12 protein-coding genes are annotated in these 15355 nt (G+C 39.5%); 3 read left to right on the forward strand and 9 right to left on the reverse strand.

Going from position 1 to position 15355, the window contains the following annotated elements:
- Positions 1-22 precede the first annotated feature (22 nt).
- From QA584_RS24265 to QA584_RS24290, 6 genes are all read right to left on the reverse strand, one after another.
- Positions 23-2215: a hypothetical protein gene (locus tag QA584_RS24265; RefSeq protein ID WP_278271683.1), complete on the reverse strand. Its 2193-nt coding sequence runs from the start codon at positions 2213-2215 to the stop codon at positions 23-25.
- Positions 2216-2509: 294 nt separating this feature from the next.
- Complete coding sequence (locus QA584_RS24270) at positions 2510-3394, reverse strand: alpha/beta hydrolase (RefSeq protein ID WP_278271684.1); 885 nt, start codon at positions 3392-3394, stop codon at positions 2510-2512.
- Positions 3395-3420: 26 nt separating this feature from the next.
- Positions 3421-4404: an ABC transporter permease gene (locus tag QA584_RS24275; RefSeq protein WP_278271685.1), complete on the reverse strand. Its 984-nt coding sequence runs from the start codon at positions 4402-4404 to the stop codon at positions 3421-3423.
- Positions 4405-4617: 213 nt separating this feature from the next.
- Positions 4618-5910: a sugar ABC transporter substrate-binding protein gene (locus QA584_RS24280; protein WP_278271686.1), complete on the reverse strand. Its 1293-nt coding sequence runs from the start codon at positions 5908-5910 to the stop codon at positions 4618-4620.
- 192 nt (positions 5911-6102) lie between these two features.
- Entirely contained in the window at positions 6103-7056 is a 954-nt protein-coding gene (locus QA584_RS24285; RefSeq protein ID WP_278271687.1) for an ABC transporter permease, read from the reverse strand.
- An 11-nt stretch (positions 7057-7067) separates the two neighbouring features.
- Complete coding sequence (locus QA584_RS24290) at positions 7068-8567, reverse strand: sugar ABC transporter ATP-binding protein (protein WP_278271688.1); 1500 nt, start codon at positions 8565-8567, stop codon at positions 7068-7070.
- A 492-nt stretch (positions 8568-9059) separates the two neighbouring features.
- Here QA584_RS24290 and QA584_RS24295 point away from each other — a divergent pair, with 492 nt between their 5' ends.
- The 3 genes from QA584_RS24295 to QA584_RS24305 all read left to right on the forward strand — a co-directional run bounded on the left by QA584_RS24295 (position 9060) and on the right by QA584_RS24305 (position 12600).
- Positions 9060-10025: an AraC family transcriptional regulator gene (locus tag QA584_RS24295; protein WP_278271689.1), complete on the forward strand. Its 966-nt coding sequence runs from the start codon at positions 9060-9062 to the stop codon at positions 10023-10025.
- A 294-nt stretch (positions 10026-10319) separates the two neighbouring features.
- A complete protein-coding gene (locus QA584_RS24300) occupies positions 10320-10880 on the forward strand; it encodes a TetR/AcrR family transcriptional regulator (protein WP_278271690.1) in 561 nt (186 codons plus the stop codon).
- Between the two features lie 70 nt (positions 10881-10950).
- On the forward strand, positions 10951-12600 hold the full coding sequence (locus QA584_RS24305) for an MFS transporter (protein WP_278271691.1): 1650 nt from the start codon (positions 10951-10953) through the stop codon (positions 12598-12600).
- Positions 12601-12703: 103 nt separating this feature from the next.
- On the opposite strand, the gene QA584_RS24310 is transcribed toward QA584_RS24305, so the two are convergent.
- The 3 genes from QA584_RS24310 to QA584_RS24320 are packed head-to-tail and all read right to left on the reverse strand — an operon-like array spanning position 12704 to position 15222.
- Positions 12704-13516 (reverse strand): ABC transporter permease, encoded by an 813-nt coding sequence (locus QA584_RS24310; RefSeq protein WP_278271692.1) that lies wholly within the window; start codon positions 13514-13516, stop codon positions 12704-12706.
- A gap of 16 nt (positions 13517-13532) precedes the next feature.
- Positions 13533-14306, reverse strand: a complete 774-nt coding sequence (locus tag QA584_RS24315; protein ID WP_278271693.1) for an ABC transporter permease — start codon at positions 14304-14306, stop codon at positions 13533-13535.
- Complete coding sequence (locus QA584_RS24320; protein ID WP_278271694.1) at positions 14299-15222, reverse strand: ABC transporter ATP-binding protein; 924 nt, start codon at positions 15220-15222, stop codon at positions 14299-14301. The genes QA584_RS24315 and QA584_RS24320 overlap by 8 nt, the downstream gene beginning before the upstream one ends.
- Positions 15223-15355 lie beyond the last annotated feature (133 nt).

Below are 15355 nucleotides of genomic sequence, written 5' to 3' on the forward strand. Positions count from 1 at the left end.
TCCAGCAAAAGGGGATGTGCTGCTAATAGACTAAACTATAGGCTGCATACTCTTCAATCCATTTATCCTGGGCTGGGACAGTTGATGCTTTATTCTTTGTGGACGCTACTATTATACCCATTTCACCCCCGACAAGAAATTTCTTTCCATCCCACATCGCTGTTTTTAACGGCTGACTGGTTACTTTTGCAGATTTTTTATAATCGATACCATTGATAGAATCGTAGAGAATTCCATTATAATCAATAGCAAGATAGGTCTTATTGCCATAGGTTCCGAACTCAAACCCGTTATCCGCTGCTTTTTTTACCTTCCAGTTCTTTCCGTCACTTGAAAATCCTACTACTGGCTCTCCGTTATAAATATTCCCTGACGGATTAATTACTCCGCCAATCGTTACAAATTGTTTTCCATTCCAGATAACACTTGGAGCTGACAGATAATACTTCTTTCCATCCAATTTAAGCTCTGCCCTAGACCACTTTTTGCCATCCTTAGAGGTATATAAGGTATTATTCTTGACTATTCCATCATAACTGCTTTTTGGTCCAATATATGTTTTTCCATTATAAGTAATATTTTTTAGGTTAACTTTTGAAGCGGAGAAATTACTCCAGTTTTTACCATCTTTTGAAGTAATATATCCATCCCCGGTAAACACGTAGAACTTATCTTTTATATATTGAGCCCCATATACTACTTTAAATTTTTTTGGAAAATCCATCTTTGTCCAACTGCCTGGTTTATCTGAATAGTAATAAAAGGCTTCGTTAACGGAAAACCAATACCCTCTGGTCTGACATATTGCAATAGCAGTATTTTTATGGGTTGCAATTCCCTCCCATAGAAGGGGCTCAGTAACCTCTGGGAGTTCCACCGCTTTCCAGTTATATCCCGTAGCAGATTCCCATATGGTACCACTTTCACCATGGGCTAAATACCTGCTGCCGCCATATGTAATGTTTTCATACTCTACGGATGGCCGGATACGGGCTATTGTTCCTGTTTTTAAATCTGAGGATACAAGTATTGTCCCATTATTGCAGACCTCGATATACTGCTGTCCGTCAAAGATTATTTTCTGAATATTAGCTTTGGCACCTGTCAAGTCAGAGGATACAAATGGAATAAATGTAACATCCCATGATTCATTCAGCATTTCCCAACTGGCGCCGGTTTTGGAAGTAAGAATCATGCCGTTATATCCTCCGATTACATACTGCTTGCCATCCCATAATAAACTGTTCATGATTAAATCTGAGAATCCGTTGGGTTTTCCATAGGCGTTCGTATCTTCCGATACTCCTGAGCCTATCATCTTTTTATTAATTACCGCCTTCCACTTCACACCGTCCACTGAGGTATAGATTGTCCCGGTTCTAGCAGATATATTTCCATCCCAGCCGATTGTCATGTATTTACCGTTTGTATATATAATATCGGTAAAATCACCTCTTATTTTGGGTTTTATGGTCTTCCACTTTGTTAAATCTTGAGAGAAGGATATCTCTTCTTCCGATATAGCCGCATAAGTACTTCCAGTATAAATAATTTTTTCAAAGGCTGGAACCTCTGCATACTTAGCGTTCCACTTCATTCCATCCTTTGATGTTAAGATAAAATTACTGGATAACTGACAATACGGTAATGAGTCCGAATACTGTCCCTTCCTTAAGGTACCTGTTTTCACTTCCCATCCGGCAAAGGCCACGTATTTCTTACCATCCCAAAGAATGTTTTTAAGTTGAAGCTGGGATTGCTTCGCTTTCGCCGACCAATTTATTATATAGCTGTCTTCAATATAACTTTTTGCTTTACCGGTCAATTGCCCGTAGGTATAGGCTTTGCTAAAACTTACACTGGATTTAGTCCAGGACTTTCCATCCGCGGAGTGTATTATTGTTCCGTTATTTCCTACAGCAACAAACTGTTTTCCATTGGTAGCCACGGCATTCAAATTCTCGGTTGTCTGCAAAGGTATTGTCTTCCACTCTTTCGCATCCACAGACCTTACCACCGCTCCCTCCTGTCCTACAACCACATAGATTTTATCTTTATTATAGGTTACATCATAAAAATCGTTGCTTTGGGATTCCCCAGTGGTTTTCGCCCAGGTTATATTCTTACCGGAAGTGGCTGCCGATACGGTGGCTGGACTTATGATTCCTGCCGCCAGTGCAAATAATGATACGGTTACTACTAATCTTTTAAACAAAATTTCTACCCCCTGATGTCGTAATTATGCTATTCATACGCTAATGTTCATTCCATACGCAATCTTGAACTTTTGACATATGAATCATATTTTTATCTATAAAAGATATAAATATGTCTAATTATATGATACCAGTCAATATTATTCAAACATATTATATAGAATGATGCCATATTTTGGCGAAAGAAAAGTCCAACACCTACAAAACTTAGTACTTCGGTGTTGGACTTTATTTTGTTATTCTGTTTTATGTTTGTTAATTACCTTTACCATATCAGACTCCAGAATCGATTGTTATGATATGTTCTTATTTTGTTCCAGCCATTTCAGGCAAAGTGTAGTCCATTCATTAAGGCTTAAGCCGTTAATCTGTTCTTCACTTTTTACCGAAGTATCACATAAACTCATACCATGAGGACCGTTGCCAAACATATGAAGCTCACAGGGTACACCCAGTTCATACAGGCGGGTGGCCAGTAAGGTTAAGTCCGTAGCCGGTATGATACTATCCTCATAACTGCCCCAGACAAATACCGGTGGTAAGTCTTTGTGAAGATAATGCAATAGATTTAACTGTTCTGCCTCTTCATCTGTTATGTTTTCATGTCCGGACAGAATCTCACGGATACCCGGTCCTCTAAAATCCGGCATAAGTCCAAGATCCATAAGTTTTTCCAGTTCCTCAGGTATGGTACCGCCTTCCCGTTTTGGCTTTAAGGTTACCGCAGGATACCCAAGGATAATCCGGTCCGGTCTTACCTGTTCACTGGTAAGACCTATTTCTTTGGTAATAACCGGTTGATTGACATATATGGCCAGGCTTAAGGCAAGATTTCCCCCGGCAGAAAAACCGGCAACCGAAATGTTATCCTGTATGCCCCACTCCTTTCTTTTCTCCTTTACAATACTTATGGCTTTCGCAAGCTCACAAAGTGCAGTGGGAAACGGATGGTCAATTTTCACACTATATTCAAGGACAAAGGCATGATATCCGTGGCGGTTAAAGAATAAAGCCACCGGCTCCCCTTCATTTTTAGAGACGGTGGTATAACCACCGCCGGGACAGATGATTACGGCTGGGCGTTTCAGGCCTCTTCTGTCATATTCTCCATCGTCTAAAATGTAAGTTGTCATGTATGCCTGGGTTGTATCTGATAAATTAATTTTTTGATGTATCATATTCTCTGCTCCTGCTATTACTTATTTTACTGAAACTGTTTCTTTCTAAAAAGTAAGCTGATTTGATTAAAGTTCGTAGTACAACCCATAAATATTACAATAAATAACCCCAATATAATATTGTTTAATGAGGAAGGCAAGCCGTATAACGTCAAGCCTTTCGAAAAAATTCCCATGGTTATGGTTCCGGCAAATATACCAAGAGCCATGTTACTGAATCTGGATAAATATAGTCCAACCAGCACTGCACCCATGGAACTAAACATCAGGTAAGTGGAACTTAAGTTGGAAACCGGTGCAACCACCGCTTTGGAAGCATTGATTAAGGACGCAATACCAATTAATACCCCTACAATCAGATAAGTAAGCAGTATATTTTTTCTCTCATTTACGCCGTTGTTCACCGCTAATTCTGCATTATTTCCAAGGCTTCTGGCATCAAAACCGTATTTGGTGTATTTCATTAATGCCCAGAATAAAACCAGTACCACCAGCAGAACGATATAGCAATAAGGCTGGGTTGCCAGGATTGACAGCTTGGGATACATAAATAAACGTACACCGCTTCCGTCAAATACCAGACCGCTTAAAGCTTCATATAACATAACAATTCCCAGGGAAATAATCATGGTAGGTACTTTAAATACCAGATATATAATGCCTTCGAATAAAGACAGAACGACTGCCACTGCAATGCTCAGAACAAAAAGCATCCCAAGCCCCAGCTGGTAATTAATAGCCAGGTTACCAGCTATTATGGCAGTTAATACCATAATAGCTCCCACTCCGAAATCCCAACGGCCTCCGGATAAGGGCAGTGCAACTGCCATTGCAATAATCGAGGTCATGACAGAGGTCTGAAAGATATCTTGCAGGCTTGCCTGGGTTAAGAACAGATTATTCCCTCCTGTCTTTACCTGTATCAGTAAAGCAAACAATACCCATAAACTGACTGGAAATATAAAGGTTTTTATAAGAATTATAGCTTGTCTTTTCATTCGATTTTTCATAATGCTCACTTTCCTTGCAGGTAAGTTATAGAACGAATTCGTAATTTCTTGCTTCTTTGAATTACTTTCTTATATTACTTCTTTTAGTTGTTTTCTTAATTGCTTTCTTTCATTACTTTCTTAATTGTTTTATTGCTTTCTTACATTACTTTCTTGGTTGTTTTATTGCTTTCTTTCATTGCTTTCTAAAATTGCATTTGTATTTCTTGCTTCTTAATTTCTTGCCGCCTTAATCTCACTTGTTCCTCTTGCAATGATTCCAGTTAAATCCTTATAAACACCAGTTCCGGCATATGCCTTCATAACACCTTTTAATTCCTCCGCAGTTACGGGGCATTTCGTAAAATCGTTATGGATGGTGGTTAAAATATAAGTTTCAAAATCATTTAATTCTTCTGTATTGCTAAAAGTAGGGTAATTAATTGTACCATTTATCTCAAAGCCGCTTGCGCTGTCTGTCTTCCAGTTCTTTCCGTTCACCGCATCAAACATTAAAGTAAATAAATATGCCACTGACTGGACATAGTTGTTGGTTCCGCCAATTACTAATGTACCGTCCTCTAAATATTGTCTTGAGGATTCATTGTAGCCTAAAGCAGCCAGCTTGATTGCTCCTACTCCATTATTCTTGCCGCTCCATAATCTGCCTGCTTCATTGATCGCCGGAAGTACCATATCCATACCGGAGCTTAAGCCAAAGATTAAGTCCATATCGGTATAATTAGCAATATATGCTTTGGTGTCATCTCCTACGGATGCAAAGCCTGCTTCAGCCGGAAGGGCTTTGGTATCTTTATTGGGGCAGATTTCAATTCCCGCTTTTGTTAATGCTTCTGTAAAGCCCTGGCAGATTGTAAGGGAATCGGTAAAGGCAAAAACCGGGAAGGAAATTGCTCCGACTTTTTTTGCACCGGAGGCTGCTACTGCCTCTCCATACGTTTTTCCTAATTCCAGTCCGTGGTCTGCACCAAATTGATAAATACCGCCAAGGAAATAATCACTGTAATATAAGTTTGATTGTTCCTGTGTTCCCCAGTTACCGTATTGATTATATTTGCCGTCTTTATCTGCTTCATCTTTGGCTTCGCCGAATAAAATACCATAGTATACACCGGCAGCGTCGCATTTTTCCATCGCTTGTCCGATTACGGTATCATATCCGCTCATAATTGCATTACAGCCGGTGGAAATAAGAGAATCCACTGCTGCTAAGTGAGCATCGTTGTCATTGGCAGTTGCTGTCTGGTATTCAAAAGTTACCGGAAAGTTCTTAGCCAGATAGTTATCACAATAATTCTTTAATTCTTTTCCCTGAATATCTGTATAGTTGTATAAAATAACACCGATTTTAACCTTCTTCACGTTGGCATCTTTACCGGAATCCGTTGATTCACCGGTTCCCTGTGACGTATTTGGTTCCGTTTTCGTACCGGAAGAAGAACAGCCGGTCAGTACGACAGAGATTACTAACAGAAAGGCTAATAACATTGATATCGTTTTTTTCATAATAATTTCTCCTTTGAAATTTTATATAATAGTCAATTACGAAACTCTAATATTGTATCTAATTACCTTGCAATGAATATAACTCAAAAACTAAAGTTTACCCAGCGGATAACGGAAACTTTGGAATTCATATTCATATAAAATGGCATATCTAAAACTCTATCGTTTCGTAATTATCTATTTAAAATAAGCCTACTTAGGCATTACTTTCAGATTATTTCTCTGGGAAGTAACATAGATTACCACCAGGAATACAATTGCTTTGATTAATAAGACCAGATTTGGATTCATACCTATAATGGTCAGACCCTTAAGCAGAAGCACATAGGTAAAAGCACCTACTACTGCGGAACTGATTCTGGTATTGGCTCCTCCGGATAAGGACATACCTCCAAGGACTACTACCACCAATACATCCATTTCCAGACCGTTACCGGTGGCTGACTGGACTTTTCCTACTGCTCCCAGTTTAAACATGGCGGCTATGCCCACACTGATACCGGTAACCGCATAACATAACAGCTTGGTTAAATTCACCCTAACACCGTTCTGCTTTGCCGCCAGAGCATTGTCTCCAATTGCTTTCGCACCTTTACCTAGTTTGGTAAAGTAAAATAAAATAGTTAAGATAGCTACAAATACAAGCATTAGTATAATCATAAAGGTGTGGTTTTTCTTAAACAGATTTAAGCTTACCGAAACCACCGAAATACTGTCATTTGGTGTCTGCTGACAGATATAAGTTACCAGTCCCCTGGCAGAAAACATAATTGCCAGAGAGGTAATAACCGCCATCAGACCAAATTTATTCGTAACTACCGCATTAAATTCATAGCAGATTACTGCTACTATCGTAGATGCCAGTACTCCAAGAATCAGGGAATTGGTACTGTTCATAACCACCACTGCAGTCAGGGAAGATAAGGCAACCACGGCTCCGGAGGAAATGTCCATTCCTCCATGGGCAAAGATAAAGGTCATGCCGACACAGACAATTACCAAGGGAGTAACTGATTCTAACATGGTGCCAAGATTATAAGCGCTGAACAGATTTCCTTTTGACCAGATTCCAAACACTGCTAGGACCATAAGGAGTCCAAGCCATTGGACGATAGTACTGAGATACTTCTTAATTTTGATTTGCATATTCTCTTCTCCTATATCATGAAATCTATGATATCTGTGTCACTTAAGGTTTCCGAACGCATAAATTCCGCCCTAATCCGCCCATCTTTAAAAATGAGTATACGATCACTCATACCGATTAACTCCGGTAATTCCTCTGATATAATAACGATGGCAAAGCCTTGCTGCTTTAAATCATAAATCAACTGATACATGGTAGTTTTAACCCCAATATCAACCCCTCTGGTAGGGCTATCAAGAATTAATACCTTGCTCTTATTACCGATTAACTTTCCAAAGGATACCTTCTGCTTATTACCGCCGGATAATTCTCTGACCGTCTGCTTACGGGAAGAGCTTTTAATATTTAACAGCTTAATCTGCTCTAAGGCAAATTTCTTTTCCTCTCCCGGCAGAATAAATAGTTTAAACCTTCGTAACATATCCCAGGCGGAAATTGTAAGATTATCCTGTATGCTTTCGCTTAAAATCAGGGTTTCTGCATCACGGTTTTTCGATATATAGCCTACTTTTAATTTAGCGGCATGATAGTTATCTTTTAACCGTTCACCAAAAACAACTACATTACCTTTTCTAACTTTCTTAAGGCCTGCCAAGACCTGTCCCATCTCATGCATACCACTTCCGGATAAGCCGCCAAGTCCTAAAATCTCACCTTCGTGAAGGTCTAAGGAAACTTCCCTTAGCATATCCGCAGATACTTCTTTCACCTGGACAACTGCCGGTTTAGGGGGAGTAGTCTCATAATCTGTACGATATAACTGTTCTGCCAGCGTTCTTCCCACCATGGACTTTTTGATATAGCTTTCATCAAATTGTTCCTTTTTAATGGTTTCAATTAATTTGCCGTCTCTTAACACGGTCAGGCAATCACAGGTTGCGACTAACTCGGGAAGGTCATGGGATATAAATAAAACTGCCCGTCCCTCTTCCTTCATTTTTTTCATGATTTCATATATCTTTTCCCGACCGTCCTGGGATAAGGCGGTGGTGGTTTCATCAATAATTAACAGCTCTGGCTGATAGTACAGGGCTTTTGCAATTTCAACAATTTTCCTGGTCTCAAAATTAAGAGAAGCAATGGGGGCGGTCACATCAACCGTATCTAGACCTACTCTTTTTAATGCCTCTCTGGCTTCTTTTTGCATAAGACCCAGGTTTACAAAACCTGCCTTACCAAAGGACTGTTCCTGTCCGAGAAACACATTTTCAGCAATCGACAGCAGATCAATGGTGTCCGTTTCCTGAACAATCATAGAGATATGATTTTCTCTGGCATCCAAGGGTGATTTTGGATTGTAGAGTTTCCCTTTTAAATATAATTCCCCCGAGGTGGCCTGATGAATTCCGCATATTACAGAGGATACGGTGGACTTTCCCGACCCGTTCTCACCGATTAAGCCATGAATTTCTCCTCCCCTGATCTCTAACGAAACCTGATTCAAGGCAGTGACTTCACCAAATTTCTTAACGATATCCTTTACCTCTAAGAGTACTGTGTTATTTTTCATAATCCTCCACCAAAGTTTTCCTTTCACTAGCTAAACGGACAGCACCGTTTCTAATTGGTTGTCAGATTGACCTAGCGGTCAATTTTGCTCTCTCATCAACTATATGCTGATAATATAACATAACAAAGGGTGCAAAAATACTCTGTATTTGTTCATATCAATGGTTGTTTTTTGCTATTATGATTCAATACTTTGCAATTGTTCCATTTATTACCTAACTATATCAGAGCGAATATTTATTTTAGTGGTAGTGCTTGACCATCTAGCTTTTTCTTTTTTAGTGCTTGACCATTTAAGTTTGGTTATTTTATTTTACAAGTATATACACTTTTAGCAGGAAATACTTGTTATAAGCATATTTCCCGCATATGGACGGTATGTTTTGGATAGTAATATTGGTTGTAATATTAATTTACCTATGATATATTGTCCTTAATTAATTGGTTAATCTATTTTAATTTTACAGGAGATAGTTTATTTACAGGAGACCCTATGGAAAATAATTTTGAAAATACCTTCATGGCAAACGATTTCCCGGTACGTATATTTTTGCAAAATATCAACCATTTTAAACTGCATTGGCACAACCATATCGAAATCCTGTACGCACTGGATGGTTCTATACGAATGACCACCAACGGCATCAATTTCACCTTAAATAAGGGACACATCTGCTTTATTAACAGCGGTGTAATCCATAGTACGAGCCGGGGCGATGAGGACAACCTGATATTAATTATTCACATTACAGACTCAAAAAAGAGTGTCTTTTATAACTTTAAAGATATGAAATTTAATCACGAAACCTATTTAGATAATTTTCAGAAGAATCTGGTACCTCTCTCCGATCTTCAGAATATTTTATTAAGAATCTACCTGGAATACCGAAAGAAACTTCCCGGATATGAAAATATGATTTTAAGTCTGATTAATGCCTGCTTTGCCATAATGATAAGGCATTCCTATCTGATACCCAAAAGCAAGGATGATTATATCGGCGAGAATAACATGGAGCGGTTTAATCTGATTTTGGATTATATGAAGGATCACTATAATGAAAAGCTGTCTCTTAGTGACCTGGCGGAAAGAATGCATGTCAATTATTATTATCTCTCACACTTTTTTAAGAATATAGCAGGCATCAGTTATCAGGAATATTTAAACGGCTTACGGCTGAATCAGGCGGAAATGCTGTTAACTACCACCCCAAAAAGTATTACTCAGGTTGCTTTTGAATGCGGCTTTACCAATATCAAATCCTTTACAGGTATTTTTAAGGCAAACTTTGGAATGCTGCCGTCGGAGTATCGAAAAATGATGTATAAGACTGCTATAGCGTCTCCGGCTGAGGAAGAGGAACTGCCGTTAGAACATATCATATATGGGAAAGAGGGAAACAGCACTATATCCGAGGAGCTGCGTTATCTGATTCAGTCTCTGGATAGGGAAATACAATGAAGTTTAGACGCCTGCTACGGCTCACTCCCCTGCTAAAAACAGCAGTTCTCTAAACAATAACTCGCGATGCAATACACGCAAAACGCAAAAGCATCATTTGGCGCTACAATTCACCGGTTTTCTGTGACAATACCCTGACAAAAAAATGTCACGTTTATCAGCAGTTAACAGCAAAAAATCAACTTATATAACATCTATCTGCAAAATTTATCTTTAAAATTTTTCTCTAAAATTTTTCTTGCAAATGACCGGATTCCGAGTTATTATGAACTTAGTTCACAAAAGGATGGATCTATGCCAAAGATATATGACGATTTAAGAGAAACCATTTTAATAAAGGCTAAAAAAATCATTGTCTCAAAGGGCTACAGTAAGCTTAATATGCGGGAAGTCGCCAAAGACTGCGGTATTGCAGTGGGCACAATCTACAATTATTTTCCGACGAAGGACAGCTTAATGTCTGAGTTAATGTACCGGTACTGGCTGGAATTCATTGATGCCATCAAACAGGCACAGCAGGAAAACCACGAATTGTTTGTAACGTTTCGAAGAATTTATGAACTTTTGGATTCTTTTTTGGATACCTTTAAGGATACCTGGCTAAAGCTAAACGGTACGGAAAAAGGAATGACAAAAGAACATCACAAACAAAAGCAGGAAGTAGTGGATTTATTCGCAGATATTCTGGAAGCAGCTATTAAAAAGTATAAGGATAATAATTTTAGTTCTGCAAAACCAGAAATCAATGACCGTGAACTGGCAAGCTTTATTGTCCAGAATTTCATGCTGATTGCACAGATGAAGCAGTTTGAATATGATACCTTTGAGAAGATTTTAAAGAGTTATTTTCTGTAGCAAAAAAATGCGGAAGATGTCCTGATTATTTTTTGCATTTTAAATGAACAATGTTCAGAAAGGAGATTTTATGGAACAAAAAAAACATACTGCGTTGATTCTAATTTTATTTTTACTTGGCATTTTCATGGGAGCAATTGATAATGGGATTGTATCCCCTGCCAGAGAGATTATTCAGAATAGCTTTTCCGTATCAAAAGCTACGGGTGCCTGGATGATAACCATCTACACTTTAGTTTATGCAGTTTCTATGCCCATCAGTTCTAAATTGTCCGATACGATTGGCAGAAAGAAAATGTATATCTTTGGGATTGCTGTTTTTGGAATTGGTTCTACCCTTTGCGGTCTCAGTAACTTCTACGGCAATTTTGCTTTTTTCCTTACTGCCAGGGTGATTCAGGCAATTGGGGCAGGCGGTATCCTTCCCATCGCAACTACCGTAATCGGTCAATCTTTTCCTCCTGAAAAGCGGGGCACTGCCCTTGGTATGGTAGGCGCGGTGTACGGAGTGGCTACTATTGTCGGCCCAACCCTTGGAAGTACCATTATTGATATAGCAGGGAAGGTTCACTGGGGTTTTATCTTCTTTATCAATGTGCCTATATGCCTTATTACCTTGTTTTTCTCACGGGTAATGGAAGAATCCAAAATGAAAGTTAAAAATAAGCTGGATGTCTTGGGTGCTGCCATCCTGGGTACTATGATCGCAAGTTTATTGTATGCTCTAACGAATATGGATTTCTTTGATTTCGTAAACAGTATTGGGAGTCTTAAAGTTTATCCCTTCCTGCTCGTTTTCCTGATATTAATACCTTTATTTATTCTAGTGGAAAAAAGAGCTGCCGATCCGGTTCTGTCCATCCGTTACTTTAAGAACCGGCAAATCCTGACTATTTTTATTATTGCCTTTATCGTAGGAATCGGTATGATGGGAATGGTGTTCATGCCTCAGTTTGCTGAAAATACTCTGAAATTAAAGACGGGTTCCGGCGGTTATCTGATTACCCTGCTGGCAGTATTTTCAGGGGTAGCCTCTCCCCTTAGCGGCAAACTTCTTGATAAGAAAGGAGCTAAGCTTGTACTGATTGTAGGATTTCTCTTCACGGCTTCCGGTACTCTGGTATTAGGATTAATAGCTGCAAAGGCCCTTACTCTGCTCTCTGTCTTACTTGGACTTATGCTAATGGGCTTTGGTGTGGGATTTACCATGGGACCTCCCCTTAATTACCTGATTCTTGGAGCAGTCAGGGAAGAAGAAGGCGCTACCGCACTGGCCACCATGTCTTTGGTACGCTCTATTGGGGTAACAATCTCTCCTAGCTTTATGATTGGCTTTATCGTAGAAGCAGGTAAGAATATTCAGACGGATTTAATGGAGACCTTACAGACCGGTTTTACAAAAGCCGGCGGTGGGAATATGGTGGCAGCTATGGGTTCTAATGGCTCTACGGGCAGTAAGAATCTATTCGCAACTTTGCAGAATGCTGATGTAACTACTATTGTCAGCCAATTAACCGATATCTTTAAACAGATCCTTCCGGCAAAGGTACAGCCTTATGTATTACCTGCACTTACTAATATGTCCGCTGAGATTGAGAAAACCTTTCAGCATGCTTTGAATCTGGGGTATACGCATATGTTTATGGCTTCGGCTATTATTGCCGGGATTGGGATTGTTGTTTCTTTTACTTTGAGGGGGAAACGGGTGAGGGTTGAATAGGCTTTTAATATTCTATATGAACTCAGGCAGTCCTTCTTTTATGGGCTGCCTGAGCTTTTTCAGTTACTTTTTTGGGTCAAATAACCTTTTTGCAGCTATTGAATTATCGGTCTTTTTGACCTGCTCTTAGGAATATACCGGTTGGTTTTCGCTTTTTCCGTCCGGAAGCTTCCTCGGGTAATTTTGCCAGCAGCACGATTATGGCTGCCAGTAAAAGCATGAAAGCTAATGCTAGTATGGATAAAAAAAGATTCCCTGACTCGGAAGTGTTCATGAAAGTTCTCGTATCAAACCCCATAACTGTCAGCCCTGCAAGGATAGGATAAAGACTGCGCAGGGTAACCTGTTTCATAAACATGGCACTATACCCAAATAAGAAAGCTGCGATAACACCGCCCAGATACCTTCCCGGTTTCCTGCTTGTAAAAGCAATAATGGGCAAAATAGCAATGTATGTAAACACTGCTGCTCCTATCATCTGAAAGAACCCGGTAAACAAAACAGTCGCATTAAGCCCGGCAATACCGCATATCAACCCGACAACCAGTGTCACCGCATAACTATAAATCCCAAACAGAACACTTAAAATCCCCATTGTCAGAAGTTTTCCGCAAAGCAGGTGTTTCATGCTAATTGGTATAGGTAAAATGCTTTTCAGTGTGTTATCGGTGTATTCCCGGTTAATAAGATATCCTCCAATCAGCGTGAAAACAACCGGCATAAAAATCGTTGTACCATTCCATATAGCACTGCTAAAGAGAGAGGAAAATACAAAATTTCCTGTTACAGTCTCTGGAGTCGCAACTGCCTGGGTAAATACAGACAAAATGGCAGGAAGTGTCATACCGATCAGACCTATGAGAAGAATATGAAATCTCTTTAATTTCAAGAACTCGGTTTGTATAATACGAAACATAAAAATACCCCCTTCCTCAAATTTCTCTGCGCTGGTAGATGCGGGTCATCAGGAAAATACAAACTGCTGCCTCCATTAAAAGCACCCCGAAACATACCGGCGCTGACACAAAATAATGGCTGAAACGGCTATAAAACTCCATTTGTATTTCACCTTCAGGTATGTAAAACTGGTACAGCCACCGAAAAATCATAGGAACAGGCATAAGGGTTCCGGCATTCATCCCAAGAGGCTGCATCATAATCGCATCACTGAAATGCATCACATAATTTAGCAAGGTGTAAAAGAATACAATAATCACAGAGAGAATATAACTTTTATTAAACCATACGACCAATACCACACAGGGAAGTGCTGCGGCCCACATAAGTACTCCAGTAGATGCAGTAAGTAAAAGCTGAACAGCAAAATTTTTCAACGGAATATTTTGAGCAACAGCAATTACTGTACTGACTGCAAAGCCCATTACTTGAAATACAATCGAAAAAATCAGCAAAACCAGCAGCTTTACAAGAACCAACTGATTTCTTGATACCGGTATACTCAGCAGATTTTTAAAGGTGTCATTGTCCTGTTCTAGAAAAAACAGACTTGCTGCCAAAATAATTAGCAAAGGCATCAAAAGCAAAAAGGCGTTATCCTCCCTAACTCCAGATTGTATACTTGCAAAATTGGAGTCGGCCAATAATACGGAATTGAAAAGAGGAAAAATGATAGCTGCCGAGATTCCAAAGAAAAATATTTTCTTTCGTTTGAATTTCTTAAATTCACTTAGAAGCAGGTTATGCAATGCCCTCACCTCCGGTTATACGCTTAAAGTAATCTTCCAAAGTTTCTTCACAGGTGTGAGCTTCGGATACCTCCAATCCATTTTCGACAAAAGCACGGTTAAGGGCTGCTACAGAAAATTTGTTATCATATAGACGCAGACTGCAATCATTTTCCACCGTAAAGTTTTTTGCTCCAAAGGTTCTCTCCAGGATTCTGGCAGCCTGTGCTGTATTAGAAACAAGAAAATGAATGTATTTTCCGTTCTTTCTCTCAAGCCCTGCAAGACTTTCTTCTTCCAGTAGTACCCCATGGTCAATAATACCGATGTCATCCACCAAAAGTGCTATTTCTGAAAGAATATGACTAGAAATTAGAATTGTTTTTCCTCTTGTGCTGCACAATCCCCGAATAAATGAGCGCACCTCAGCAATGCCTATTGGGTCAAGACCATTAATTGGCTCATCCAATATTAACAGTTCCGGATCATGCATAATAGCTAGGGCAATTGCTAAACGCTGCTTCATGCCAAGAGAGTATTGAGAGAACAGCTTTTTATCGCCGTAAGGGAGCCCCACAACTTCCAAGGCATCCAGGACGGCGGTACGCTTAGAAACACCTCGCAGTCCTGCAAAAATTTTCAGATTTTCCGTGCCGGTCAGGTTAGGATAAAACCCGGGTGCTTCGATTAAGCTACCGATGCGGGGCAGGACTTTCTTTTCATTTCCCTGAATACTTTTTCCAAAGATTTGGACTTCTCCGGAAGTAGGCCTCGTCAGATTTAAGAGCATTTTCATGGTCGTGGTTTTTCCTGCACCATTTCTGCCGAGCAAACCGTAGATACGCCCTTTTTTTACGTGGATATTCAGGCTGGCAACACTTTTTTGTTCGCCATATTGTTTGGTTAAATTTTTAGTTTCAATGATAAAATCACTCAAATGAAGAACCTCCTTTTCTTTCTGAAATCAGATTATCATGTCAGCCTTGCATTAACCTTGCCATAACCTTGCGTTAACCTTGCATTTGAAGGATAAAGTATCAGTTTACTACACTTTCGCGTTTGAGAACTTA

This window comes from Anaerocolumna sp. AGMB13025, from assembly GCF_029689925.1.
Classification (GTDB): Bacteria; Bacillota; Clostridia; order Lachnospirales; family Lachnospiraceae; genus Anaerocolumna.

Bases quoted from the DNA above. Each gene is read 5' to 3' on its own strand.
- QA584_RS24300 (WP_278271690.1), top strand. From the start codon at position 10,320: ATGCCAAAGATATATGACGATTTAAGAGAAACCATTTTAATAAAGGCT.
- QA584_RS24270 (WP_278271684.1), bottom strand. From the start codon at position 3,394: ATGATACATCAAAAAATTAATTTATCAGATACAACCCAGGCATACATG.
- QA584_RS24295 (WP_278271689.1), top strand. From the start codon at position 9,060: ATGGAAAATAATTTTGAAAATACCTTCATGGCAAACGATTTCCCGGTA.
- QA584_RS24280 (WP_278271686.1), bottom strand. From the start codon at position 5,910: ATGAAAAAAACGATATCAATGTTATTAGCCTTTCTGTTAGTAATCTCT.
- QA584_RS24290 (WP_278271688.1), bottom strand. From the start codon at position 8,567: ATGAAAAATAACACAGTACTCTTAGAGGTAAAGGATATCGTTAAGAAA.
- QA584_RS24285 (WP_278271687.1), bottom strand. From the start codon at position 7,056: ATGCAAATCAAAATTAAGAAGTATCTCAGTACTATCGTCCAATGGCTT.
- QA584_RS24275 (WP_278271685.1), bottom strand. From the start codon at position 4,404: ATGAAAAATCGAATGAAAAGACAAGCTATAATTCTTATAAAAACCTTT.
- QA584_RS24310 (WP_278271692.1), bottom strand. From the start codon at position 13,516: ATGTTTCGTATTATACAAACCGAGTTCTTGAAATTAAAGAGATTTCAT.
- QA584_RS24305 (WP_278271691.1), top strand. From the start codon at position 10,951: ATGGAACAAAAAAAACATACTGCGTTGATTCTAATTTTATTTTTACTT.